Source organism: Natronobacterium texcoconense (assembly GCF_900104065.1).
GTDB classification, from domain to species: Archaea; Halobacteriota; Halobacteria; order Halobacteriales; family Natrialbaceae; genus Natronobacterium; species Natronobacterium texcoconense.
The window spans coordinates 986,907-1,009,987 of sequence record NZ_FNLC01000001.1 but is presented as its reverse complement, the minus strand read 5'-3'; the positions used below and the strand labels follow the sequence as shown (position 1 = coordinate 1,009,987).

Genomic DNA, 23,081 nt, shown 5'->3' with positions numbered 1-23,081 from the left:
CCGTGTTCGCGGTCGTCGCCGGCCTCGTCCTGATCGCACTCGGGATCGGCGGCGTCCGCTACGCGCCGGCGATCGTCGACGCCCAGCGCCGACAGGGGATGACGCCGCTCGAGGACGAGACCATCGAATACGACGACCGAATCGCGGTGACGAAAGCGACGGGTGCCGTCATCACACTCGTCGGTATCGGTATCCTCGCATACGGAACGATGATATAGAGCCCAATCGCGGGAAGCGTTTTCGTCGTCTACTCCTCGATACTCGCCGTCACGTTCTCCATGAGCGCGTGGACGTTCTCTTCCTCTTGTGCCCGGACTTCCTGCGGATAGACGCCGATCGTGACGACCAGGTCGTCGTCGGTCTCGACAGCTTCGCTGACGTGAAGGTCGACCTCGAGATCGAATCCACTGAACACGGCGTCGGCACTGAACCGCGAGACGGTCGTCGACTGCTCGAGGATGGTGATCGACGACTCCTCCTCGAGCGAGACGTTGCTGATGTCGTCGTAATCGTCCTCGAGCAGGTCGACGAGTTCGGACGCCGACATCTCCTCGACCGGATTGAACTGCTGGCCAGCCAGTCCGATCTGGGGTGTCGAGAGCACCACGAAGACGGCTGCTTCCTGCTCGAGCGGTCCGACGCCGACTGCTTTCTCGTGTTCGGTCAGGTGGTTGATGACGACGACCTCCTCCGAGAGGGCGTCGGTGCCGACCGTCTCTTCGACGACGACTTCGTCGACGTTGGTCTGCTCGTAGCCTGTCTCCTCGCGGGCGGTGGCGGCGACGCCGGCAGGCGTCGAGGTGTGTTCGTCCATCCCGATCACTCCCAGACATCCAGACAGAGCCATCAGTCCACTTACACTTGCCCCGGCGACGAATGTACGACGTTTCATCGGATGGCAATCGAAATTCGGTTCACAAGTGTTTGTTCATTTCTCGAGATTGGGATGACAGTCTCGAGAGCAGCACTCATCGCCGGAAGCGGTCCCAAAGTCTCGAGTCCGACCCTCCGAAGAAAAACCCCGGCCGCTGTCGGTGGACGCGAGTCAGGTGCAACAGGATGAGATAGCCCATCCCGGAGAGGGCGAGTGCCACGAGGAGGTTGCCGACGAGCAGCTGTTCGACCGCGACGCGGGCCGTTTCGGGCGAAACCTCGCTCGAGCGCAGCGGCCGCGTTCCGAGTACGGTGCCGCCGACCTGGAAGCTCGCGACGTAGACGACTGGCTTGACGAAGGGGTTGAGGACGGCGACGGACGCGAAAATCGCCGGTTTGCTGATCCACGACCACATCGAGACGAAGACGAAAAACAGGCCGATTCCGAGCCCACCCGTGGGTAGGGCCGTGATGAAGACGCCGATCGCAAAGCTGCTCGCGACCTGATGTTCGGTGTGTCTCTCCCGAAACGCCGCTAGCAGTTCGCGACGAGCCCGGTCACGATACGTCCGCAGCCGTTCCCGAAGCATTCGACTCTATCCGTCGGTGCGCTCCAAACGAGAAAAAGATATCGAGACGAGAGAACATACGTCAAACAAGTATAACGTCGCGTCCCGCGATTACGGGAACGTTCCGGCTTCCTCGAACGCGTCCGCGACGCGCTGGATCGCCACCACGTACGCGGCAGTTCGTGGATTATCGAGGTCGTACTCCTCGAGTGTGTCGACGAGCGAGTCGAACGCCTCTACGATGAGCGCCTCGAGTTCCTGATTGACCTTCTCCTCGGTCCAGTAGAACCGCTGGCGGTTCTGGACCCACTCGAAGTACGAGACCGTGACCCCGCCGGCGTTGGCGAGGATGTCCGGGATGACGAAGACGTCTTCGTCCTCGAGGACGGCGTCGGCTTCCGGCGTCAGCGGGCCGTTCGCGGCCTCGGAGATGACGTCTGCCTGGACCTCCTCGGCGAGGTCGCCGTCGATGGCGTTCTCGAGTGCGGCGGGAATGAGGAGGTCGACGTCCATCGTGAGCACGTCCTCGTTGGTGATCTCATCGTCGGCCTCCTCGTAGCCGACGATGCTGCCGGTCTCGGTCTTGTGGTCTTTCGCCGCGACCGGATCGAAGCCGTCGGGGTTGTAGATGCCGCCACTCGAGTCGGTAGCCGCGACGACGGTCGCGCCCATCTCGTCGATGAGTTTCGCGGCGATCCAGCCGGCGTTGCCGTAGCCCTGGACGGCGACGGTCGCACCCTCGAGGTCCTTGTCGAGGTAGTCGAACGCCTCGCGTGCGGCGATCACGGTCGATCGACCGGTCGCCTCGACGCGACCCTTACTGCCGCCGCTGGCGATGTTTTTGCCGGTGATGACGCCGGGCTCTGTGGTATTCTCGAGGGTCTCGTAGGTGTCTTTGATCCAGTTCATCTCCCGCTGGCCGGTGTTGACGTCCGGTGCGGGAATGTCGCGGTCCTCGCCGATCAAGGGTCGGAGCTCCTTCGCGAACGCACGGGTGAGTCGTTCGATCTCGCTTTCGGAGTAGTCGGATGGATCGACGACGATACCACCTTTGCCGCCGCCGTAGGGGATGTCGACGGTCGCACACTTGTAGACCATCCACCCCGACAGCGCCTTGACCTCGTCGCGGGTGACGCCAGGATGGTACCTGATCCCTCCCTTGTAGGGGCCGCGGTCACCGTTGAACTGCGATCGAAACGCCTTGAACCGCTCGAGACCCCCGTCGTCGAGTTCGACCGTGAGATTCGTCTCGAGGACCCGTTCCGGGTGTTTGAGCCGTTCGATCACGTCGTCGCTGACGTCGAGATGCGCTGCGGCATCGTCGATCTGCGACTGGAGTGTTTCGAACGGGTTCGCTCGTTCGGACATTGAACGTAAATTCAGAGGTTAGCAAAATAAGCATGGCGGAACCCCACCATAGTAAATAAAATACAATATTAGGAATTCGAATATGATTATATTTTTCGCAAGCGCCTATCGCTCCACCGGCCGCGGTCAGCGGTCGCCGGCACGCTCGAGGAGTCGTTCCGCCTGGGCGATCAGCGGCGCGTCGATCATCTCTCCGTCGACCTCGAAGACGCCACGACCCTCGGCGTCGGCCTCTCGCTTGCCCTCGAGAACGCGCTGGGCCCAGTCGAGTTCCTCGTCGCTCGGGGTGAACGCCTCGTTTATCGGATCGACCTGTGCGGGGTGGATGGCGAGTTTTCCGTCGTAGCCGAGTCGAACGGACCGCGCGGCGTCCTCTCGGAGTTGCTCGTCGTCCTCGAAGTCGGTGACGAGCGTATCGATCGCCGTACAGTCGTGGGCCGCAGCAGCGAGGACGACACGCTGACGTGCGTAGGCGAGTTCCGAGCCGTCCGCGGAGACGGTCGCACCGACGTCGGCCGAGAGGTCCTCAGCACCGAAGGCCAGCGCATCGGTTTCGGGGACAGCAGCAATCTCCGGCGCCGCGAGAACGCCCGCGCCGCTCTCGATCAGTGCGATCACCGGCAGAGAGACGTCGTGGGACTCGAGCGTCGAGACGAGGTCGCGAACGTCGCTCGGCGACCCGGCCTTGGGGAGCATCAGACTGTCGAGGCGGAGATTCGTTCCCTCGGCGAACAGTCCCTCGAGGTCGGCGTCGATCCGGTCGGCGTCGGCGTTGACCCTGACACAGACCTCGGAGTCGGGGTCGAACTCGGGCTCCGTGAGGACCGCTCGGACTGCCTCGCGGGCCTCGTCCTTCCGGGCGAGCGAGACGGCATCCTCGAGGTCGAATACGATCACGTCGGCCCCCGAACCGGGAGCCTTCCGCATCATTTCTGGACGGTCACCTGGCGTAAACAGGACGCTTCTGCGAACCATACGTCGTGTGAACGGGCCACCACCAAGAAATACACGTCGACGGGCGGCCGCCGGACGGTCGACGGTGAAGAAAAGACGGCCGTCGAGTAGACTACGGCCAGAGTCCGCGGGCGTCGTGGGCCTCCGCGATCCGCGAGAGCGCGACGATGTAGGTCGCGTCACGCCAGGTGACGTCGCGGTTCTCGTACTCTTTCCGGACTGCGTTCCAGGCCCGGAGCATCTCCGTCTGGAGTTCCTCGTTGACCCGCTCGAGACGCCACGAGCGCCGGTTGATGTCCTGGAGCCACTCGAAGTAGGAGACGGTGACTCCGCCGGCGTTCGCGAGGATGTCGGGGATGACGGGAATGTCGCGTTCCTCGAAGATCTGGTCGGCCGTCGAGGTCGTCGGACCGTTCGCACCCTCGACGATCATGTCGGCCTGAACGTCACGGGCGTTCTCGCCGGTGAGGACGTTCCCGATAGCGGCCGGGATGAGCACGTCGACGTCGACCTCGAGCAGTTCGTCGTTCGACAGCGTCTCGGGTGCGTCGTAGCCCGAGACCATCCCGGGCGTCTCGTCGTGGTCTTCGACGTCGTTGGTGTCGAACCCGTCGGGGTCGTAGATCGCGCCGTCGACGTCCGAAACTGCGACGATCGAGGCGCCGCGGTCGTCGAGGTAGCGGGCTGCGTTGGCACCGACGCTCCCGAATCCCTGGACGGCGACGGTCGTCTCCTCGACGTCCCAGTCGTAGTAGTCGAGTGCTTCCATCGTGATGATCCCGACGCTGCGACCCGGTGCTCCTTCACGGCCGTAGGAACCCCCGACGACCGGCGGTTTGCCGGTGACGACGCCGGGTTCCGTCTGGCCTTCCTGCATCGAGTAGGCGTCCATGAACCACGCCATCGTCTCGGGGTCCGTTCCCATGTCCGGCGCGGGGATGTCCTTCATCGGGCCGATGACGGGTCGAAGCTCCTCGGCGAACCGGCGGGTGAGCCGCTCCTTTTCGTCGTCGCTGAGCTCTTTGGGGTTGACGACGACGCCACCTTTCGCGCCGCCGAAGGGGAGGTCCATCACGGCACACTTCCAGGTCATCCACATCGCGAGGCCGACGCACTCGTCTTCGTTGACGTCGGGGTGGTATCGAAGGCCGCCCTTGAACGGACCACGAACGCTGTCGTGGTGGGCGCGATAGCCCGTGAAGATTTCCGTCGTTCCGTCGTCTCGCTCGACCGGGATCGTCACCCGGTAGACGTCTTTCGGGTGTCGCAGCCGTTCGACGGTCCCCTCGTCGACGTCTAGATGTGCAGCGGCCCGCTCGAGTTGACGACGGGCTGTTTCGACGGCGCTTTCCTCTGCAGTCGGCTCGGAAGACGTATTGGATTCAGTCATGGTGAGTTCCGGGTTCGTTTCGAAGCGACGCGACTGTCGGAACGTGCCCCGACGTCGCCAAACTGGTACCCTGTTGCTGGAGGTTTCCGACGCCCCGTCTTAACCCTTGTCAATGCGCCCAGGTACATGCAATATTTGCACCCGCGATCGGTCAGTAATCGTGGACGATCGTCGACGGACACAGACGTCACGTTTTTGTAACGATCGGCCGATTTTGAACGTATGACTGGACTTTACTACGAAGAGTTCGAGGTCGGTGAAACGATCGAGCACGAACGGAGTCGAACGATAAGCGAGAGCGACAACCAGCGGTTCTGTGACATGACGATGAACCAGCAGCCGCTACATCTGGACGAGGAGTTCGCGGGCGAGACGCAGTTCGACGAGCGACTCGTCAACGGCCTCTACACGATGTCGCTTGCGGTCGGCATCTCGATCCCCGAGACGACCGACGGAACGATCGTCGCGAACCTCTCGTACGACAACGTCGAACACCCTCAGCCCGTGTTTCACGGCGATACGATCAGCGTCCAGTCGACGGTCACGGACAAACGGGAGACCAGCGATGGCGAACGCGGCATCGTCACCATGCACGTCGAGGTCTTCAACCAGGACGGCGAACTGGTCTGCGAGTTCGATCGAACGGTGCTGTCGTTGAAACGCGAACACGCGGCGTAACGCGAGCCGTTTTTCGACGTCTCACGGTGGAGCCGAATCGCGGCCAGTAACGCCAGTTCCACGACCGTTCACTGCTCCGATCGTAATATTCGTGGAAATATTGAATAAATTCGTAGTGAACTCCTGGCTGTTTGGAAACTCCTTTATAACAGTTCGTTGCACGAAATCCAATGACAGTGGAAGACGTGCAGACCGGCAAGTCGGTACTAACGGCCGAGTCAGGACGTCGAACCGAAACGATGTGGGAACAAAACGCAGAGGACACGCCAGTGTACACCGTCGTATCGGCAGTCGCAGATGCGACCGGCGAGGATCCGTGCGAGCTACCGCCGCTCGCTCGAGAGATCGATCCCGACGCGTTGAACGCGCTGTTCACGTCGAATTCGGTGACGGAAGAAACGACGGTACAGTTCCAGTATTCCGGTTACACCGTCGCCGTCCGGGGCAACGGCGAGGTCGAACTCCACGCATCCGGATAGTAGGTCGCGTCCGAACGTTGGCTGATTCGAAACTCGGTCGTGCCACAGCTCGAGGCAGCCACAACTGGCGACCGATTTTGTCCGGGGGTGTCAAACGACCGTCGAGATCAGGACGAGATTGCTGAGCGTCGCGATCGTCCACGGGAGCGCGAGCCCTGCAGGGATGACCACGCGGTACGGTCGCGGGAGTAACGGCCGACAGGCGACCCCGAGTGCCACCGCAACGGCCTTCAGTGCGAGCATTCCAGCGAGGCCGTATCCCGAAATCGCACTGCGTGCGACCGGGTTCGACTCCGCGAGACCGAGGTGGAGGCCGGCGAACGTCGTGACGACGTCGCCGACGAGCGAGAGAGCGACCACGATCCAGAGCAGTCGCTCGAGGCGTACGGGATCGACGTCGATCGCGTGGCGCAGATAGACGTCCGCGCCTTCGGAACTCATAGAGTCCCCGCCGGAGTCGAACCGGAGCAAGACGGGCGTTTACGTTGTTCACGCTGCGTCTTGCAGGATTCGAGCCAGCCCTGTTCTTCGCTCGCTTCGGTCGCTCATCGCAGGGCTGGCTCGAACCGACGGACCATCCGCCATCGGGAGCGTGCGGGAGACCGCACGCGGCGATTCCAGCGGATTCGGTATTGTTATGGAAAGCGTAGCGTTCGCTAACCGACGACTACTCCGCGGTAAGGACTGTAAAACGGGCGACTCTCGAGCGGCGTTCGGACGGACTGCTGTACGTCATCGACGGTGCAATCGCGAACCGCCTTGCGGTTGCACCGGTAAATCGGTACAGCAGACCGTATCAGAGGATCGTGCCGTGTTTCTTGTCGGGGACGGACTTCTCGAGGTCCTCGTAGAAGGCAAAGCGGGCGGCCAGTTCCTCACGGAGCGTGCTCGGCGGAACGATTTCGTCGATGACGACTTCGCTGGCCATCCGGTGGACGTCGATGTCCTCGCGGTACTCCTCGCGGAGTTCCTGTTCCTTGCGTTCGCGTTCCTCGGGATCGTCGATTTCGGAGAGTTTGCGCGCGTAGACGGCGTTGATCGCCGCTTCGGGACCCATAATCGCGATTTCCCCGCTGGGGAGGCCGAGGACGCTCTCGGGGTCGTAGGCCGGGCCGCCCATCGCGTAGATCCCCGCGCCGTAGGCCTTGCGGACGACGACGGTTTGCTGGGGGACCGTCGCCGCCGAGGTCGCGTAGATGAACTTCTTGCCCTGCTCGAGAATGCCTTCCTTCTCGACCTGCGAACCGGCCATGAAGCCGGGCGTATCACAGAGATAGAGGATCGGGATGTTGAACGCGTCGGACTTCCAGATGAACTCGGCGGCTTTCTCGGCTGCGTCGGGGAAGATCGCGCCGGCACGATGGGCGGGCTGGTTCGCGACGATACCGACCGGACGGCCGCCGATCCGTGCGTAGGCCGTGATGATCTCCTTCCCGTAGTCGGGACGGAGTTCGAAGAACGAGCCCTCGTCGACCAGTCGGTCGATGAGGTCTTTCATGTCGTACACTTCGTTGGGGTGTTCGGGAACGACGGAATCGATTCCCGCGGGCGAACGGACCGGCGAGCGCGTCTCTTTCTGGGGTGGCTTCTCGTCGGCGTTGTCCGGCAGGTACGTGATCAGTTGAGCAACGAGTTCGCGGGCGTGTTCCTCGTCTCTCGCGACGAGGTCGGCCGACCCGGACTCTCGCGTGTGGACTTTCGGCCCGCCGAGTTCCTCGAGGTCGATCTCCTCACCGGTAACCATCTGGACCATCCGCGGGGAGGCGATCGCCATCGACGAGACGCCCTCGACCATAATCGTGAAGTCGGCGAAGACCGGCGTGTAGGCTGCACCCGCGATACAGGGGCCGTAGAGTACGCAGATCTGGGGAACGCGGCCGGAGAGCATCGAGTGGTTGTAGTAGTACTTCCCGATCCCCTCGCGGTTGGCGAAGAAGCCGGTCTGCTGGTCGATCCGGCCGCCCGAGGAGTCCATCAGGTACAGCACTGGCTGGCCCGTCTTCAGGGCTCGCTGTTGCATCCGCAGGAACTTCTCGACGCCTTTCGCGGCCATACTCCCGCGCTTGACGGTGTAGTCGTTGGCCATGAAGTGGACGTCACGGCCCTCGAACTCGGCAGCGCCAGTGATCATCCCGTCGGCCGGCAGGCGGTCGTCGGTCTCCTCGCCGACGCCGCTCTCGTGCCAGTCGTCGAACGCCGCGAACTTGCCGTCCTCGAAGAGGAAGTCGTTGCCCTCGCCGCCGAACCAGAGTTCGAGCCGATCCCGGACGAACAGTTTGTCCTCGAGGCCCTCGCGGTACTTTTCGGGACCACCCTCGAGGATGTCCCCGATCTCCTCGCGCAGTTTCCGTTCGCGCTCGGTTGGACCGAGGTCGTCCTGGGCTGCGCCGTCGGCGGCTGCCACGGGAGCGGGCGCGCCCCGCCCGGAGCCGGCGGCGCTTGCGAGTTCGTGGACGGCTTTCGGCTCGTCGTCGTCTCCGACGTACACTTCGACGGTGTCTCCGACGTGTTCGGCCATCGCGGTCGCGATCGCCGAGGCTTCCTCGTCGGTCGCCCCTGGCGCGATACGGACTTTCATGTCGACGTCTGTGCGGGGATATCTAAAAAATCCAGCGTATTTTTCGTGATCGATCGTATCGGTGGCCGGTTCCCGAACGAACTGCCCGCCCGAGTAACCGAATTCTACACCTCGACTCCCGACGCTCGAGTGGGGGGTCGAAGAGAGGAGAGAGGATGCGCGGTCAGCGCACCGCTGCCGCTTCCGTTCGTCGGGGGACGAACGAGGGAGTTGCGTCGGGGAGTCAACGCGAATCGCCAGGTGTGTTGGTGTGGTCGTCTCCGCGGTCACCAGCACGGAGACAATTGTTGGTATCTGGGGTGGAACCACGAACGCTTGCGTTCATCCATCCACCTATTAAAACAGGGTAGGACACTCACTCGGCGCATCTGCAGGCACAATCGCTATTCCCCATTTCGTCCTACGGTTTGGGTACGGACGAATCGCCCCGTGTACGTGAACATTAGCTTTGCCCGAACGGGGTGGACGAGTGAACGCTATCGGTATCGACGACATGTACGACGAACGTAGTGACCGATCCGGTCGGCGTCCTGCGACGCTGCGCGATCGGATCGAAACGGGGATCGATCGTCGCGAGTTCCTTCGAACCCTCGCCGGCGGCGGCTACGCCGTCGGGGTGGCTCACTACCTCGGCGTCGAGGACTTCCTCGGTGCCGACGACGACGAGGTCCCCGTCGTCACCGCGTTGGTCCGTTCGGATCCGAACGATCCGTTCTCTCTCGAGGAGCGAATTCGATACGTCCCAGCCGACTGGTACGCCGCCGTCGAGAAGGCCTTCGAGTTAAACGAGTTGCTGGCCAGATACGCCTTCACCGGCTACCTTGGCAGCGCGGTCGTCCCGGGCGACTACGAGAGCGGCACCGCGTCGGTCTCGATCGGCGTCTCGAGCGAGGCGTCGACGGTTCCGGAGGCGATCAGGGAGTTCGCGGACGGCATCTCGATCAGCACCGAGACGATTCTCGAAATCGACGGCGGGAGCGAGGAGTTCGAGTTCGCCGAACCACGGATTCTCGAGACGATGCCGGGGGGACGGGCACCGAGCGGTATCGCCTGTGAAACGCCCTCGAGTCTGGCGACGCTCGGGCCGGCGCTGTACGATCCCGAGACGGAGCAGTCGTTTTTCGTCACGGCAGAACACGCCTTCGAGGGAGCGGACGATGCGATCGGGGAGACGCTGACGCTGCCGCTCCAGGCCGCGGAACGGGCGACGCTTGGAACGGTCGCCCGGGCCCATCCCATCGAAGACGTCGCCGCCATCGAACCGGAAGCGACGGTCGCCCCCTCGAACTGGATCGACGCGCCAGAGCCGGTTCGGGTGCGCGGACAGCTCACCAGGTTCGGCCTGGCGGATCTCGTCGCTCGCGGCGAGGAACTCGAGAAGGTCGGCGCGCTGACGGGTCACACCAGCGGCCGGGTACAGGGCGTCGATGCGGTCACCTGCTTCACCGACGACTTCTGTCGGCGCGGCCAGATCCGCTGGGGCGGTGAGATGGACCTGACCGACGGCGACAGCGGATCGGTGAGCTACTACCCCGATTCGGACGGCGAGGACGAGGACGTCCTCGTCGCGGGGTTCAACAACGCCCGGACGTGGTGGCCCGGACAGAGCTACGTCTGGGGAGTCAGCGCCTACGAACTGACGGCGAGACACGGCTATCACTTCTGATGACCGACGAACAGACACGACCGACGACCGACGACGAACGAACGCAGCGAGGGCGACTCGGTGCCGCTACGAGCACGGGTGTCCGCGTCCTCGCCGACCTGGTGATCCTCACGCTGTGGGTCCTGTTGCTCACGCTCACGTTCCTCGCGTTCGCCTGGCCACGATGGGCGTTTTACGCCCTGCTTCTCGGCGGCGTCGGCGTCTACGTCTCTATTACGGCCGGCTGGTGGAACGCGACGGCCGCCGGCGACGAGGTGAGCAACCCAGGACGCCACAACTAGGACTGTTGCCGTTCGTCCGGAATCCGGCTATAGGCCCCGATCAGTGCACGCTCGAGGTCGAACCCGCTGATGCTGGCTCCGTCGTCGACGATCGATCCCCGCACCGTCGTCGACTCGAGGTCGACGTCAGGGAAGATCACCGACCGTTCGACGGCGGCGTCGACGAGGGTCGCGCCCGGCATCACGAGGGTACTGTCATCGACGGTCGTGTCCCGAACGATCGCCGATTCCGCGACGTGCGACTCGCCGTCGAGGTACCAGGAGACTGCGTCGAGGTAACTCTCCCTGGTGCCGATGTCGAACCACACGCCCTCGAACGGATAGGCGTAGGTCGGTTCGCGGTCCTGAAGCCACTGGACGAACCAGCCGGGCTCGTCCGGGTTGTTCCCTTCCTCGAGGTACGAGGTGAAAAGCGACAGCGTCTCTCCGGGGAACGCGTAGCAGCCGATCGAGACGAGTGAAGTCTCCGGTTCGTCCGGTTTTTCCTGGAAATCGACGACGCGCTCGTCGTCCAGTTCGACCACGCCGTAGGACGTGGCCTTCTCTCGGTCGCCGACGTCGTAGGCGGCGATCACCGGCCCCTCGCGTCGGTCGAAGTACTCGAGAAAGTCGCTGACGGCGAAATCGAAGAGGTTGTCGCCAGCGATCACCAGCAGATCGTCGTCGAGTCCTTCGCGATCGAGTAGCTGGGCGAGTGCGCCGACGACGCCGAGTTTCTCGTCTTCGTGCTCGGTCTCCTCGACGGAGAGCCGGGGTTTCTCGTAGGGGCTTTCCTCGAGGTGGGCCTCGAAGTCGGGCGCGAACCGTTCGTTCGTACTCACGTAGACCTCGTCGATCCGGTCGATGGACTCGAGTTCCGCGTAGATTCGCTCGATGACGGTCGTCTCCCCGAGCGGGAGAAACATCTTGGGGCGGTGCCTCGTGATCGGCCACAGTCGGGTCGCGTAGCCGCCGGCCAGAACGACGGCTGTGGTGCCAGTCATTTCAGACTCCCCTCTTCGAGTACCTCGACGCCGACGAGCGAGTCGCCGGTGAGGGCGCGAACGTACGCACCGCCGGCGACCGTGACGCGTGAAAAGTCGTCGTCGTCGAAATCGTACAGTTCGACGACGCGGGCGGTGTCACCGCCGCCGACGACCGTAAAGCAGTCGGAGTCGGCCATCGCCGAGACGACCGCGACGGTCCCCTTGGCGAACCGTTCGTCCTCGAAGACGCCGAGCGAACCCTTGACGAACGCCGCCGCGGAGTCCTCGACGACGTCGACGTAGCGGTCGGCCGTCTCGGAGCCGACGTCGAGAAACGGTCGATCCTTCTCGAGCCCCTCGACCACAACCTCCGCGCGCTCGCCGTCGTCGTCCTCGTAGGCGAGATCCGACGGGAGACGTAACCGGTCGCGGTACGCGTTGAGACTACGCTCGAGGCGGTCCCGGTGGTCGTCCCACTGATGGTCGAAAAGCGACGTCTCGCCGACGTCGTACCCGACATCGTGGCCGTCGGCCCGCAAGAAGAGTTCGCCGACGACGCCACCGAGACAGAACCGATCGACGACGTCGTCGAGTCGCTCGATGATCGGGATGACGTCCTCGGCTTTCGTCCCGCCGAGAATCATCGTGACCGGCCCGTCGAACTCTCGGTCCCTGACGGCCGTGATCGCCGTGTACTCCCGTTCCATCACTCGGCCCGCGCAGGCATCCATGACGCGCGGAAAGCCGACGATCGAGGCGTGAGAGCGATGCGCGGCCGAGTACGCGTCCCCGACGTAGGCATCGAACGCCGGGGCGAGCGTCCGGACGAGGTCCGTCTCGGCTTTCGCGTCCGGTGGTTCCTCGGGGAGTTCCTCGTCGCACATCCGGACGTTCTCGAGCAGGAGCACGTCGCCCGACTCGAGGTCGTCGATGGCCGCGAGCGCGTCCTCGCCGTACGTGTCGGCGACGAATTCGACGGGGTGATCGAGGTGGTCGGCGAGGATGTCGGCGTGTTGCTCGAGCGAGACGAACGTGTCCCGGCCCGGCCGACCCTGATGGGCAAGCAGGGCGACCGCGTGATCGTCCGCGAGCAGTTCCCGGATAGTTTCGGCGTGACGGGCGAACCGCCGACTATCCTTGACGGTCCCGTCCTCGACGGCGGCGTTGACGTCGATCCGGACGAGCAGTCGCTGGCCAGGCTCGAGGTCGTCGATCGTTCGAAACGTAGTCATGGTGGGGGTGGTCTTGTCAGTGGGCAACGGTCCGTCCGGCGTCGATGCTCTCTGACTCGTTCGCGACGTGTTTTGCGAGTTTGATCAGCTGATTCGAGAAGCCGTACTCGTTGTCGTACCAGGCGAGTACTTTCACCGTGTCGTTGGCTGCGACCATCATGGACTCGAGATCGACGTACGAGGCGAACGGTAGCCCGACGATGTCCCGGGAGACGATCTTGTCGTCGGTGTAGCCGAGGACGCCAGCCATCCTGTCGTCGGCCGCGGTCCGGATCGCGTCGGTCACTTCCTCGCGTTCGATGTCTTCCTCGATGTTGACAGTGATGTCGGTGACCGACCCGTTCGGGACCGGTACCCGCATCGCCATCCCCTCGAGTTTGCCCTCGAACTCGGGGAGTACTTCGCTGGTCGAATCGGCCGCACCGGTCGTCGTCGGAACGATGTTCTCGGCGGCGGCGCGGCCGCGGCGTCGTTTCTCCATGGGGCCGTCTACGAGCGCCTGACTGCCGGTGTACGCGTGGACGGTCGTCAGGAGCCCAGAGACAACCTCGAACTCCTCGTCGAGAGCCTGCAGGACTGGCGCAACCGAGTTCGTCGTACAGGAGGCATTCGAGAGGACGTCGTCACCCTCGTACTCCTCGTGGTTGACGCCGTAGACGAACATCGGCACCTCAGTTTCGCCTTTCGGCGGCGCCGAGATGATCACCTTGTCCGCACCGGCCTCGAGGTGCTGGGCAGCCTCGTCGTGGGTCCGGAACAGCCCCGTCGCTTCGAAGGCAATGTCGACGTCCAGTTCGTCCCACGGGAGGTCCGACGGCTCGCGCTCCGAGAGCAACTGGAACTCCTGGTCGTCAACGAAGAGAGTGTCTCCGTCGCGGGAAATCCCGTCGAGTCGGCCGTGAACCGAATCGTACGTGAGCAGGTACTCCATATCGTCGTCGTCCATCACGTCGTTGATCGCCACGATATCGACGTCGTCGTGAGTCAGCGACGCACGGAGGAGACAGCGTCCGACCCGCCCAAAGCCGTTGAGTCCGATACGAAGCGTTTCGTCGGTTCCGGAGCCGTCGTTCGTGTCCTCGTTCATGGCAGGGACTGCACCTCCGGCAAGTAAATTTGTTGGCCCGATCCGTCGTATATCTGGATATACAGACCGTCTAATCCGTTTTCCTGGGTGACTGACCCCAACTGATACGAGCGTCGTGGTGGTGGTGGCGCGTAGACGATGCATCCCCCCTCACTCCCGGACAGATCGATCGAGGCCTACGCTCCCGTCATCGAGAGCGATCGCCTCGAGCGACTTCGCGAACTCGCCGAGGCGCTTGCGGACGTCCGGATCCTCCACGTCAACTCGACTGCCACGGGAGGTGGGGTTGCGGAGCTGCTTCGGTCGATCGTACCGGTCTGTAACGACCTCGGCATCGACACCGACTGGCTCGTCATGGACGCCGACGACGACTTCTTCGAGGTTACGAAGGCAGTCCACAACGGACTTCAGGGGGACAGCGAACCGCTGACCGACGAGATGAAAGCGACGTATCGCGAGGTGACCAAGCAGAACGCTACCGAGATCGAAGACGAGTACGACCTCGTGCTGCTCACGATCCACAGCCGCTCGGCATGCTCGAGCGACTCGACGAACGATTCCCGGACGCATCGATCGTCTGGCGGTGTCACGTCGATCTCACCGACCCGGTCGAGGAGTATCTCGCGTTCGTCTCCGCGTACACCGATCCGATCGATCACGCGATTTTCAGTCGCTCGGCGTACGCAGCAATCGACGCTCCGGCAACGAGCATCGTCTACCCCTCGATCGATCCGGTGACGGAGAAGAACCGATCGCTCGAGGACGACGAACTGGCGGCCGAACGCGACCACCTGGACCCACTCTCGTTCGACGCACCCGTGATGACGCAGGTCTCCCGCTTCGACCCGTGGAAAGACCAGTTCGGGACGCTCGAGGCGTATCGAACCGCCAAAGCGGAGGTGGCAGAGCTCCAGCTGGTGCTGGCCGGTGGGATGGCCGGCGACGATCCGGAGGGACTGGAGCTGTACGAACAGGTCGCCGACGAAGCGGTCGACGATCCGGACGTCCACGTCCTGACCGACCTCCCGGACGCGACGATAAACGCCCTCCAGCAGCTGTCGGACGTCGTCGTCCAGAAGTCCCTGCGTGAGGGGTTCGGCCTCGTCGTCGCGGAGGCACTCTGGAAGCGTACGCCGGTCGTCGGCTCGACGGTCGGCGGGATTCCACTCCAGGTCGAGGACGGTCGGAACGGGTATCTCGTCGAGCCGGACGACGTCGTGGGTGCCGGCGACCGAGTCGTGGATCTTCTCGAGGACGACGACCGTCGGCGATCCTTCGGCGACAACGCCCGGGAACACGTCCGAGAACAGTTCTTGCTTCCCCGACAGCTCGTGGACCTCCTCGAAATTTTCGTCGACTCGCTGGGACTCGATACCTGACGGCGACGACAGCCACCCCCACACAGTTATCCACCGAGGCGGTGAAGCAATCCAGGACCGCTCCCATGAGCCGGTTTATCGAATCGATACTGATACCGACCGACGGCAGCGACGGGGCACTCGCAGGAGCCAGACGCGGGATCGCGCTCGCGTCTCGGATCGACGCGGACGTCCACGTCCTGTCGATCGTCGAATCCCGGTTCCAGGCGGCGGACTTCGACGAACGGGATATTCAGTCGTTCGAAGAGAACGCCGAGGAAGCAGTCGAGGAAATCGCACGGCTGGCCACGGACCACGACGAGGAGAGAGACGTTACGACCGCGGTCAGAAAGGGCACTCCGTTCCAGTCGATCAGAGAGTACGCCAGTCGACGCGAGATCGACGTCATCGTCATGGGAACGAAAGGCCGAACGGGACTCGACAGGGTTCTCCTCGGCAGCGTGACCGAAAACGTCCTTCGAACGGCACGGACTCCCGTACTCGCGGTTCCACCGAACGCCGACGAACCCGCAATCGCCGACGTCCCGTTCGAGCGACTCCTCCTTCCGACGGACGGCAGCGACGGTGCGACGATCGCGACCGAGTGGGGAATCGAACTCGCGAGTCGGCTCGAGTCATCACTGCATGCGCTCTACTCGATCGACACGAGTCCGTTCGACGCCGATAGAGCGAGTGACGATCTCCTCGAGGTGCTCGAGAACAGGGGCGAAGCGGCACTCGACGCGGTCCGGGAACACGGTGAAGACGCCGGAGTGGACGTCTCGGGATCGACCGTGACCGGCTCTCCGGTGAGGGAGGTTCCCACGTACGCGACCGAGAACGACGTCGACCTGATCGTCATGGGAACGCACGGCCGGACGGGGATCGGACAGTGGTTTCTCGGAAGCGTCACCGAAAACGTCGTCCGCCAGGCCGAGGTGCCGGTGTTTTGCGTGCCGGTCAGTGCCGAGCATCCGTGACGACACTCGCCGATACCGTGCTCCCGCTTACTGATCGTTGGCTACCGCGAGTTCCAGGACGAAACTCGAGGAGGAGACGATGTCGCCGATGCCGACCGTCCCAGCCGGCTCGTCGACGACGCGATTGGGGCAGGCAGCGACCGAGGGCGTGGCGAGGACGCCATCCTCGGCCGACTCGCCGAGGTGATCGGCCAGCAGTTCGATCGCTTCTCGCCCCATCTCCGAGGGCTCGTACTCCAGCCCGGTCTCGAGGTCCCCGGGCTCGGAGATGTGTCCCAGCGCCGCCTTCGTCGCGGCGTTGACGGCGGAGAACTCGAGGCCCCGTCGAAGCGCCTCCGGCGAGTGGTACGACTCCATCACGGCGAGGTGATACTCCATGGCGTGTAACTGCAGACAGTCGACGCCGAGTTCCTCGCGGACCGCCTCGAGCATCCGGTAGTGGTCGAGGATCTCCCCGGGTTCGAACGGAGTCGCCTCCGACGGTGGCTCCTCGACGGCGTCGATACCCGCGTCGTCGTGCAACATCGTCAGCTCGTGCGTATCCGCCCCCACGACGTTCGCCTCCGGCAGAATCCACTCGTACATGCTGTCTCTGAGATCGTCGTCGTGGGTGACGGCGTACTCGACGTGGACGTCGACGTCGCTTTCCGACCGGAGTCGACGGAGAACGTCGCGTGCGTGTTTGTGAGTCTCCTCGTACCCCTCCTCGACGTGGTCGGGCGTGAGGTTGTGATACCCTGCGAGGAGGGCTCCGTCGACGGCTTCGCCCACCTGATCGATCGCCTCGTCGAGTTCCCCCGCAGAGAGGTCGAACTCCGGCGGCCTCGAGGCCGCGATGAACCGAGTGTCTTCGGGTGCGGTCACGCCGAAGAACTCGTCGCCTTCTCTGAACTCGAATACCCAGTTGATCTTCGTCCGATCCGTGTTGACCGCTTCGGGGAGGGGCACGTAGCTCACCTGACCGTCCTCGACGGTCGGATACCGCACCTCGCCGGGGTGGTCGAACATCGAGAGCTGTCGCTCCGAAACCAGGTACGTGTACGTGATCGGTGCGGTTCCCAGTGCGGTGAGCAGGTTCGTCATGATCCCCGCCTGGCCGCCCATCTGCTGGCTATCGGGCGCCAGTTCGGACTCGAGTGTCGCGGCGAACTCGTCGGCCATCGCGATCTCGTCGCCCCGGCCGGCGGCCATCGTGTGTGCGATCGCCGCCGCGAGTTCCCGTTTCGACTCCAGCGGACTCGACGGCAGTTCGGAGCCGGGATCGGAAGGCCGCTCGAGGAACGACTCGAGTTCCCCGTCGACCCGAACGATCGCGTCGACGTTCGCGTTGTAGGCGACGAACACCGGCAGGTCCTCGAGTTCGGCGATGTCCGCCTCCAGTTGGGCGTGGGCGTCCTGCATGGCAGGGCTCCCTCCCAGACGCAGTGGGATAATCCTGGGGTTTCCGTGTATAGTAGCCACTGCAAGTCATTGCATACCTGATCGCACGACAGCGTGCGATCAGTGTGTGAATAGTTGCAGGAGTTACTATAGCCCGTCGTCTGAGACAGACCAACGTCTCGAGATGCGTTCGTCCGGTGACCAGCGGGTCGACGGCGACACGGACGCCGCTGAAGAAGTCGGTGGCGGTCCCGGGGCGGACGCCGCCTCAGTTTTGGTCTCGCCGACGGTCGGAGACGCCCCGACAGTGGGGAATCCCTAGGCGAGCGCGTCCTCGAGGCGCTCGATCAGCTCAGTATTGCCGACGTGCAGCGGAACCCGGTCGTGGAGGTCGTTCGGTTCCACCTCGAGGATCGACTGGGTCCCGTCGGAGGAGCGGCCGCCGGCGGCCTCGACGAGGTACGCGATCGGGTTCCCCTCGAACTGCAGACGGAGCTTTCCGCGGGGGCTGTCCTCGAGGGCGGGGTAGGCGAAGATCCCGCCGTAGGTCAGCACCTGGTTGACGTCGCCGATCATCGCGCCGCCGTAGCGGAGTTTGTTGCTCGGGTCGGACTCGATCTCGCGGGCGTACTCCCTGAACTCGTCGAGCCAGTGGGGGACGCGGCCGCCGAAGCCGTAGACGAGCGGATCGTCAGGTAGGGTGACGTCGCGCTCGACGACGGTCCGTTCGCCACCGGTGAGTTCGTACTTCGTGACCGTTCCGTCGCGAGCACACGCCATGGTCGTGATCGGGCCGTAGAGGATCCAGCCGGAGGCGACCAGCGCGGATCCGGGAGCAGGAAGCGGCTCCTCGTAGATGCCAAACACCGTCCCCATCGTGTTGTTCGACTTCAGGTTCGACGAGCCATCGAGCGGGTCGACGGCGACGTACACCTTCTCGTCTCCGCCGTCGATGATCTCCGAGCGCTCCTCGCTCGCGTACTGACCGACGCCGTCGATCGACGTCAACCGGTCGGCGAGCAACTCGTCTGCCCACACGTCCGCCTCGGCCTGGGTTTCGCCGCTCGGATTCTCCTCGTCGGCTTTCCCTCGGCGGCCGACCAGCCCCTGGCGTACCTCTGCTGCGGAGCGGGCGATCGTGGCGACGACTTCGTCGACTGGATCGGACACGGTCATCTACTCGGTAGCCTCGAGTGCGGCGTCTGCGGTCTCTTCCTCGTAGATTACTTTCTCGAGGGCGTCCAGAATGCGAGTCGGATCCTCGCGCTGCCAGACGTTGCGGCCGACGGCCAGTCCTTTCGCGCCGGCGCTGACGGCGGCTTCGACGGTCGAGAGGAACTCGTAGTCCGACGTCTTCGAGCCGCCGCTCATGACGACCTTCATGTCACCGGCGCACTTGCAGGCGTGTTCCATCGCTTCGGGGCTGCCGGGGTACTTGACCTTCGCGATGTCGGCACCCAGCTCGAGGCCGAGCCGGGTCGCGTAGGAGATAACCTCCGGCTTGGTGTCGTTCTTGAGTCCCTGGCCGCGGGGGTACGACCACATGACGACGGGGAGGTCGTGCTCGCGGGCGTCTTCCTGGACGTCGCGGAACTCCTCTGCCATCTCGACCTCGTGGTTCGAGCCACCGTAGAGCGTAAAGCCAACGGCGTCGGCACCGATTTCGGCCGCGTAGTCGACCGAACAGTTGACCGCCGAATCGTACTCGCCCATCCAGAGGTTCGAGGTGCCGTTTATCTTCAACAGGAGGTTGACGTCGTCCTCGTAGCTGGGGTAGTACCCCTCGGCGATCCCCTTCTGGACCGCCATACAGGTGACGGCGTCGTGGGTCGCCGTCTCGAACACCGTCGATGGGTCCAGCTTTTCCGGTACCTCCTCGAAGTCGACCGGACCGTGCTCGAGGCCGTGGTCCATCGCGAGAATCAGTGACTTGCCATCGCGGACGATCGGAGAGTCGTCGATCGGAATCATCTGGTAGATGGTCCTACAGTGCGGTATATATCTCTGATGGTCCTAATTATCTAAATTACGTACTTCTGTAGTAATTGGCGGCCGATTACGGTCAGTTAGGGGAGCAGTTCCCGCGCGTTGTGGCGCCACGTCCGAACGTGGAGAACGTCCAGATCGAGCGCGCTGGCGACCTCGAACGCGTTGACAGTCGCCAGCCGTTCGGCCGAGAGTATTCCAGCTTCGGCCAACTTCTCCGCGTCGTCGGGACCGACACCAGTCACGGCCGTCACGGGTGTCGGCTTCGGGTACGGTCGTTCGTCCGGCTTCTCCCGTGGGACGACGTCGACGTCCTCGGTCTCGTAGTCGAACGATTGCCAGTCCTCGTCCCCGCTGACGGCGATCCACTCCCGTTCGCTATCGGCGAGACCGCGTACCTCGCTCGAGCGTCGATCGAGGTCGCCGTCGCTCTCGTACGACCAGGGAAGCGAGAACCGACGCCGGAGCTCGTCCGCGAGAGACTCGTCGATGTCCTCGTCCAGCAGCGCCCGGTAGGAGTACTGTTTCTCCGGCACGCCCTCGGGATCGAGGTCCGCGGCCTCGAGTGCGTCCCGTTCCTCGTCGGTGAGGCTCTCCCCTTCCGCCACGTCGTCGACGTATTCCTCTTCCACGCGATTCACCAGTCATCAGTAGCTCACACTGTTTGGCCTTGAATTTTACCCCAGCACAGCCGACATCTTCCACCGTCGTGAGTGGCTCTTCTCGAGTCTGACGACGGCGTTCAGGGCGTTCTACGGACCGATCACCGCTCGAGTTGTAGACGTACATTTATTTACCTTCCAACAGTTGGGCGAGACGTGCCCTGTACCTCCTCTCCACGCCGACAGTTCAACCGTCCCCGGAAGTTCGTCATTTTTGGCCTCCTCTCGCTCGTGGCAGTCGTTGCGGTCGTCGCCGCGAGTTCCGGACTCGTCGTCGCCGCCCATCCCCCGCTGTCGATCTGTGGCGTCTGTGATTCGGTCGACGGCGCGACCGATCCCGGAACGCTCGACGTCCACGTCGACGAGGACGGCGACTCCCGCTGGGTTGCCCGCGTCCCCGTCAACGAAAGCACCGCCGAACGCTACGGGAGCGATTCCGCCGCACTCGAGGCCGCCGTCGACGACGGCTGGTATCGACATGACGTCGCGATCGACGACGCACGAAATATCGAGTCCTCGATCGACGACGGCGTCGTCACCGTCGAGTACGACGTCCCCGAGGTCGCCGACTCCGCCGTCGGCGACGGCCGGGTTCTCGACTACTTCTACGCCGGCGGAACCCAGTACCGGTACGACGTTCGGGCCGAACGCGTCACGATCCACCTTCCCGAGGAAATGCAGGTAGCGAACGACCCTCCGAACGCCGACCAGGAGGACGGTTCCCTCACGTGGACGGCCGACGATGGGTTCTCGTCCCGGACGTACGTCGCCTACGGCCCGGACGGAATCGCCGGTTCGCTGGCTTCGTGGGCCTCCGTGGGAGTCGTCTTCGGTCCGCTCCTGCTGTCACACGGGGTCGTCGCGGGTCTCGTCCCGGCCGCCACCATCGGTGTCGCAGCCATCGTAGTCGGCCGGTTCGATCGACAGAGCACTCGCAGGCGAGCTATCGGCGAACGCGGCGAAAACGTCCTCGAGCGTGTCTGTTCCCGGTCCGGCTTGCCGCTCGAACGCCGCACGCTCCTCGGCATCGTCGTCGGAATGTCGATCCTGCTCGGGGTCGGTGGCTGGCTCCTCTTCGGCACGGGGCCTGCGATCCTGTTGGGGACGTTTGGCGTCGCCGGGACGTCGTTTCTCCTGCTGGGTCACGGACTCGAGTCGGGTAGTTCGACGTGGCCGGTCGGCCTCCTGGCCGTGACCGTACCGTTCGTCGCGACGACTGCCTTCGCGCCATACTACGTACTCGGATTCGGCCCACTCGTCGCCGGCCTCCTCTTCGTGCCGTGGGCGGTCGGTGCCTGCCTCGGCGGATACGTTCTCTCGCTGGTCGGTCGACGCGTCGGGAGAACTGTCGCCCAACACGACACTTGATGCCAAACAACTATTGGGCTGTCTCTCCCAGAAGAAACGATGGAGCGTCAGAACCGACTGCTACCCCTCGTCGGCGGGAGAGACACAGTCGTTGCTCTCGGTGCTCTCTATCTTGCTCTCGGTTTTGGAACGGCGCTCGTGCCAACCTCTCACAACGAGTCGCTCATCACCGTTCTCGTCGTCCTGAGCTTTATCAGTGGCTCCGGGCTCGTACTCCTGATCGGCGGTTATCGGCTTCCTCACACGGACATCGACTCCCAGTTCCACCCCGTTATCTCGGTGTGGTGTCTCACCGGAATCGCGGCGATGCTCGTCATTCTCGGGCTCTATCACCTCCAGCCGGACACCGGTCTTTCTGAACCGGTGCGTTCGATCGCGATCCTCACCGGATTCAGTTCGGTCGCCGGCTTCGGCGTCGGCGTCTACGACGCACAGGCGAAAACCCACGCCCACCGGCTGGAACGACAGAACGAACTGCTCGAGCGAACCCAGCGACAACTCGAGGAGTCGAACGAACGACTCGAGCAGTTCGCCTCCGCTGCCTCCCACGACCTCCAGGAGCCGTTACGGATGGTCTCGAGTTACCTCCAGCTGATCGACCAGGAGTACGGCGACGACTTCGACGAGGACGGCGAGGAGTTCCTCGAGTACGCGATCGACGGCGCCGAACGGATGAAAGCGATGATCGACGCACTGCTCGAGTACTCTCGCGTCGAAACACAGGGAGACCAGTTCGAAGCCGTCGACCTCGAGTGTGTTCTCGACGACGTCCGGAAGAACCTCGAAATTCGGATCGAGGAAACGGACACCGAACTCGAGGTCGGCGACCTGCCACGCGTCGAGGGTGATCCGAACCAGCTCCGACAGCTGTTCCAGAACCTCGTCTCGAACGCGGTCGAGTACAGCGGCGACGAACCGGCACGAATCGCGGTCTCGGCCGAACGGGACGGCACGGAGTGGGTGATCTCGGTCGAGGACGAGGGGATCGGTATCGACCCCGACCAGCAGGAACGGATCTTCGAGGTGTTCCGGCGGCTACACAGCCACGAAGAGCGGCCAGGGACTGGAATTGGGCTCGCACTCTGTGATCGGATCGCCGAACGTCACGGCGGCGAGATATGGGTCGACTCCGATCCCGGCGAGGGGTCGACGTTTTCGGTCTCGTTGCCGGCCGCGAGTGACGATTCGCTCGCTCGGACGGGCCGAATCGGGCCGCCGGCAGAGTGA

General features: G+C 63.7%; 22 protein-coding genes and 1 pseudogene. 9 read left to right on the top strand and 14 right to left on the bottom strand.

Translation table 11 applies throughout. The annotated features are described in order from the left end of the window. Positions 1-2: 2 nt before the first annotated feature. Entirely contained in the window at positions 3-218 is a 216-nt protein-coding gene (locus BLR35_RS05125) for a hypothetical protein (RefSeq protein ID WP_090378296.1), read from the top strand. Positions 219-247: 29 nt separating this feature from the next. Here BLR35_RS05125 and BLR35_RS05120 read toward each other — a convergent pair whose 3' ends face one another. The 5 genes from BLR35_RS05120 to gdhB all read right to left on the bottom strand — a co-directional run bounded on the left by BLR35_RS05120 (position 248) and on the right by gdhB (position 5,154). Then, a complete protein-coding gene (locus BLR35_RS05120; RefSeq protein ID WP_139169244.1) occupies positions 248-847 on the bottom strand; it encodes a DUF6517 family protein in 600 nt (199 codons plus the stop codon). A gap of 121 nt (positions 848-968) precedes the next feature. Next, positions 969-1,463, bottom strand: coding sequence for a DUF2062 domain-containing protein (locus BLR35_RS05115; protein WP_090378290.1), 495 nt, complete (start codon positions 1,461-1,463; stop codon positions 969-971). Positions 1,464-1,553: 90 nt separating this feature from the next. Further along, positions 1,554-2,810 carry a Glu/Leu/Phe/Val family dehydrogenase gene (locus BLR35_RS05110; RefSeq protein WP_090378287.1) on the bottom strand — a complete coding sequence of 419 codons (1,257 nt, stop codon included), beginning with the start codon at positions 2,808-2,810 and terminating at the stop codon, positions 1,554-1,556. A gap of 126 nt (positions 2,811-2,936) precedes the next feature. Next, positions 2,937-3,785 carry an HpcH/HpaI aldolase/citrate lyase family protein gene (locus BLR35_RS05105; RefSeq protein ID WP_090378284.1) on the bottom strand — a complete coding sequence of 283 codons (849 nt, stop codon included), beginning with the start codon at positions 3,783-3,785 and terminating at the stop codon, positions 2,937-2,939. 91 nt (positions 3,786-3,876) lie between these two features. Then, positions 3,877-5,154, bottom strand: a complete 1,278-nt coding sequence (gene gdhB / locus BLR35_RS05100; RefSeq protein WP_090378282.1) for a glutamate dehydrogenase GdhB — start codon at positions 5,152-5,154, stop codon at positions 3,877-3,879. 222 nt (positions 5,155-5,376) lie between these two features. On the opposite strand from gdhB, the gene BLR35_RS05095 reads away from it, so the two are divergent. Next, complete coding sequence (locus tag BLR35_RS05095) at positions 5,377-5,832, top strand: MaoC family dehydratase (protein WP_090378279.1); 456 nt, start codon at positions 5,377-5,379, stop codon at positions 5,830-5,832. Positions 5,833-6,002: 170 nt separating this feature from the next. Beyond that, the gene (locus BLR35_RS05090) at positions 6,003-6,311 is read left to right on the top strand and encodes a DdfA family disk-determining factor (RefSeq protein ID WP_244510189.1); all 309 of its coding nucleotides are present in this window, start codon (positions 6,003-6,005) and stop codon (positions 6,309-6,311) included. A 90-nt stretch (positions 6,312-6,401) separates the two neighbouring features. Here BLR35_RS05090 and BLR35_RS05085 read toward each other — a convergent pair whose 3' ends face one another. Both BLR35_RS05085 and BLR35_RS05080 read right to left on the bottom strand, forming a co-directional pair. After that, a complete protein-coding gene (locus BLR35_RS05085; protein WP_090378275.1) occupies positions 6,402-6,752 on the bottom strand; it encodes a DUF5658 family protein in 351 nt (116 codons plus the stop codon). 355 nt (positions 6,753-7,107) lie between these two features. After that, on the bottom strand, positions 7,108-8,889 hold the full coding sequence (locus tag BLR35_RS05080) for an acyl-CoA carboxylase subunit beta (RefSeq protein WP_090378272.1): 1,782 nt from the start codon (positions 8,887-8,889) through the stop codon (positions 7,108-7,110). A gap of 493 nt (positions 8,890-9,382) precedes the next feature. Here BLR35_RS05080 and BLR35_RS05075 point away from each other — a divergent pair, with 493 nt between their 5' ends. Both BLR35_RS05075 and BLR35_RS05070 read left to right on the top strand, forming a co-directional pair. Continuing rightward, complete coding sequence (locus BLR35_RS05075) at positions 9,383-10,555, top strand: hypothetical protein (RefSeq protein WP_090379702.1); 1,173 nt, start codon at positions 9,383-9,385, stop codon at positions 10,553-10,555. Beyond that, positions 10,555-10,836, top strand: a complete 282-nt coding sequence (locus BLR35_RS05070) for a DUF8119 family protein (RefSeq protein ID WP_090378269.1) — start codon at positions 10,555-10,557, stop codon at positions 10,834-10,836. Before BLR35_RS05075 ends, BLR35_RS05070 begins: the two co-directional genes overlap by 1 nt. On the opposite strand, the gene BLR35_RS05065 is transcribed toward BLR35_RS05070, so the two are convergent. From BLR35_RS05065 to gap, 3 genes are read right to left on the bottom strand one after another with little or no spacing between them, the layout of a single operon-like run. After that, entirely contained in the window at positions 10,833-11,819 is a 987-nt protein-coding gene (locus BLR35_RS05065; protein ID WP_139169243.1) for a nucleotidyltransferase family protein, read from the bottom strand. The genes BLR35_RS05070 and BLR35_RS05065 overlap by 4 nt on opposite strands. Next, a complete protein-coding gene (locus BLR35_RS05060) occupies positions 11,816-13,033 on the bottom strand; it encodes a phosphoglycerate kinase (RefSeq protein WP_090378265.1) in 1,218 nt (405 codons plus the stop codon). The genes BLR35_RS05065 and BLR35_RS05060 overlap by 4 nt, the downstream gene beginning before the upstream one ends. A 16-nt stretch (positions 13,034-13,049) precedes the next feature. Next, positions 13,050-14,120, bottom strand: coding sequence for a type I glyceraldehyde-3-phosphate dehydrogenase (gene gap, locus BLR35_RS05055; RefSeq protein ID WP_090378262.1), 1,071 nt, complete (start codon positions 14,118-14,120; stop codon positions 13,050-13,052). Positions 14,121-14,258: 138 nt separating this feature from the next. Between gap and BLR35_RS05050 the strand changes: the two are divergent. After that, positions 14,259-15,499: pseudogene (locus BLR35_RS05050) on the top strand (glycosyltransferase). Positions 15,500-15,564: 65 nt separating this feature from the next. Then, positions 15,565-16,458, top strand: coding sequence for a universal stress protein (locus BLR35_RS05045; protein ID WP_090378259.1), 894 nt, complete (start codon positions 15,565-15,567; stop codon positions 16,456-16,458). Between the two features lie 27 nt (positions 16,459-16,485). Here BLR35_RS05045 and BLR35_RS05040 read toward each other — a convergent pair whose 3' ends face one another. From BLR35_RS05040 to BLR35_RS05025, 4 genes are all read right to left on the bottom strand, one after another. Next, the gene (locus tag BLR35_RS05040; protein ID WP_090378257.1) at positions 16,486-17,859 is read right to left on the bottom strand and encodes an ADP-dependent glucokinase/phosphofructokinase; all 1,374 of its coding nucleotides are present in this window, start codon (positions 17,857-17,859) and stop codon (positions 16,486-16,488) included. Positions 17,860-18,156: 297 nt separating this feature from the next. Next, positions 18,157-19,014 (bottom strand): class 1 fructose-bisphosphatase, encoded by an 858-nt coding sequence (locus BLR35_RS05035; protein WP_090378254.1) that lies wholly within the window; start codon positions 19,012-19,014, stop codon positions 18,157-18,159. After that, positions 19,015-19,809: a class I fructose-bisphosphate aldolase gene (locus BLR35_RS05030; RefSeq protein WP_090378251.1), complete on the bottom strand. Its 795-nt coding sequence runs from the start codon at positions 19,807-19,809 to the stop codon at positions 19,015-19,017. It abuts the gene before it with no gap. A gap of 95 nt (positions 19,810-19,904) precedes the next feature. Next, on the bottom strand, positions 19,905-20,456 hold the full coding sequence (locus BLR35_RS05025; RefSeq protein ID WP_244510188.1) for a hypothetical protein: 552 nt from the start codon (positions 20,454-20,456) through the stop codon (positions 19,905-19,907). A gap of 186 nt (positions 20,457-20,642) precedes the next feature. Between BLR35_RS05025 and BLR35_RS05020 the strand changes: the two genes are divergently transcribed. Continuing rightward, complete coding sequence (locus tag BLR35_RS05020) at positions 20,643-21,854, top strand: cation:proton antiporter (RefSeq protein ID WP_139169242.1); 1,212 nt, start codon at positions 20,643-20,645, stop codon at positions 21,852-21,854. Positions 21,855-21,893: 39 nt separating this feature from the next. Then, positions 21,894-23,081, top strand: coding sequence for a sensor histidine kinase (locus BLR35_RS05015; RefSeq protein ID WP_090378244.1), 1,188 nt, complete (start codon positions 21,894-21,896; stop codon positions 23,079-23,081).

Bases quoted from the DNA above. Each gene is read 5' to 3' on its own strand.
- BLR35_RS05120 (WP_139169244.1), bottom strand. From the start codon at position 847: ATGGCTCTGTCTGGATGTCTGGGAGTGATCGGGATGGACGAACACACC.
- BLR35_RS05115 (WP_090378290.1), bottom strand. From the start codon at position 1,463: ATGCTTCGGGAACGGCTGCGGACGTATCGTGACCGGGCTCGTCGCGAA.
- BLR35_RS05110 (WP_090378287.1), bottom strand. From the start codon at position 2,810: ATGTCCGAACGAGCGAACCCGTTCGAAACACTCCAGTCGCAGATCGAC.
- BLR35_RS05105 (WP_090378284.1), bottom strand. From the start codon at position 3,785: ATGGTTCGCAGAAGCGTCCTGTTTACGCCAGGTGACCGTCCAGAAATG.
- gdhB (WP_090378282.1), bottom strand. From the start codon at position 5,154: ATGACTGAATCCAATACGTCTTCCGAGCCGACTGCAGAGGAAAGCGCC.
- BLR35_RS05095 (WP_090378279.1), top strand. From the start codon at position 5,377: ATGACTGGACTTTACTACGAAGAGTTCGAGGTCGGTGAAACGATCGAG.
- BLR35_RS05090 (WP_244510189.1), top strand. From the start codon at position 6,003: ATGACAGTGGAAGACGTGCAGACCGGCAAGTCGGTACTAACGGCCGAG.
- BLR35_RS05085 (WP_090378275.1), bottom strand. From the start codon at position 6,752: ATGAGTTCCGAAGGCGCGGACGTCTATCTGCGCCACGCGATCGACGTC.
- BLR35_RS05080 (WP_090378272.1), bottom strand. From the start codon at position 8,889: ATGAAAGTCCGTATCGCGCCAGGGGCGACCGACGAGGAAGCCTCGGCG.
- BLR35_RS05075 (WP_090379702.1), top strand. From the start codon at position 9,383: ATGTACGACGAACGTAGTGACCGATCCGGTCGGCGTCCTGCGACGCTG.
- BLR35_RS05070 (WP_090378269.1), top strand. From the start codon at position 10,555: ATGACCGACGAACAGACACGACCGACGACCGACGACGAACGAACGCAG.
- BLR35_RS05065 (WP_139169243.1), bottom strand. From the start codon at position 11,819: ATGACTGGCACCACAGCCGTCGTTCTGGCCGGCGGCTACGCGACCCGA.
- BLR35_RS05060 (WP_090378265.1), bottom strand. From the start codon at position 13,033: ATGACTACGTTTCGAACGATCGACGACCTCGAGCCTGGCCAGCGACTG.
- gap (WP_090378262.1), bottom strand. From the start codon at position 14,120: ATGAACGAGGACACGAACGACGGCTCCGGAACCGACGAAACGCTTCGT.
- BLR35_RS05045 (WP_090378259.1), top strand. From the start codon at position 15,565: ATGAGCCGGTTTATCGAATCGATACTGATACCGACCGACGGCAGCGAC.
- BLR35_RS05040 (WP_090378257.1), bottom strand. From the start codon at position 17,859: ATGCAGGACGCCCACGCCCAACTGGAGGCGGACATCGCCGAACTCGAG.
- BLR35_RS05035 (WP_090378254.1), bottom strand. From the start codon at position 19,014: ATGACCGTGTCCGATCCAGTCGACGAAGTCGTCGCCACGATCGCCCGC.
- BLR35_RS05030 (WP_090378251.1), bottom strand. From the start codon at position 19,809: ATGATTCCGATCGACGACTCTCCGATCGTCCGCGATGGCAAGTCACTG.
- BLR35_RS05015 (WP_090378244.1), top strand. From the start codon at position 21,894: ATGGAGCGTCAGAACCGACTGCTACCCCTCGTCGGCGGGAGAGACACA.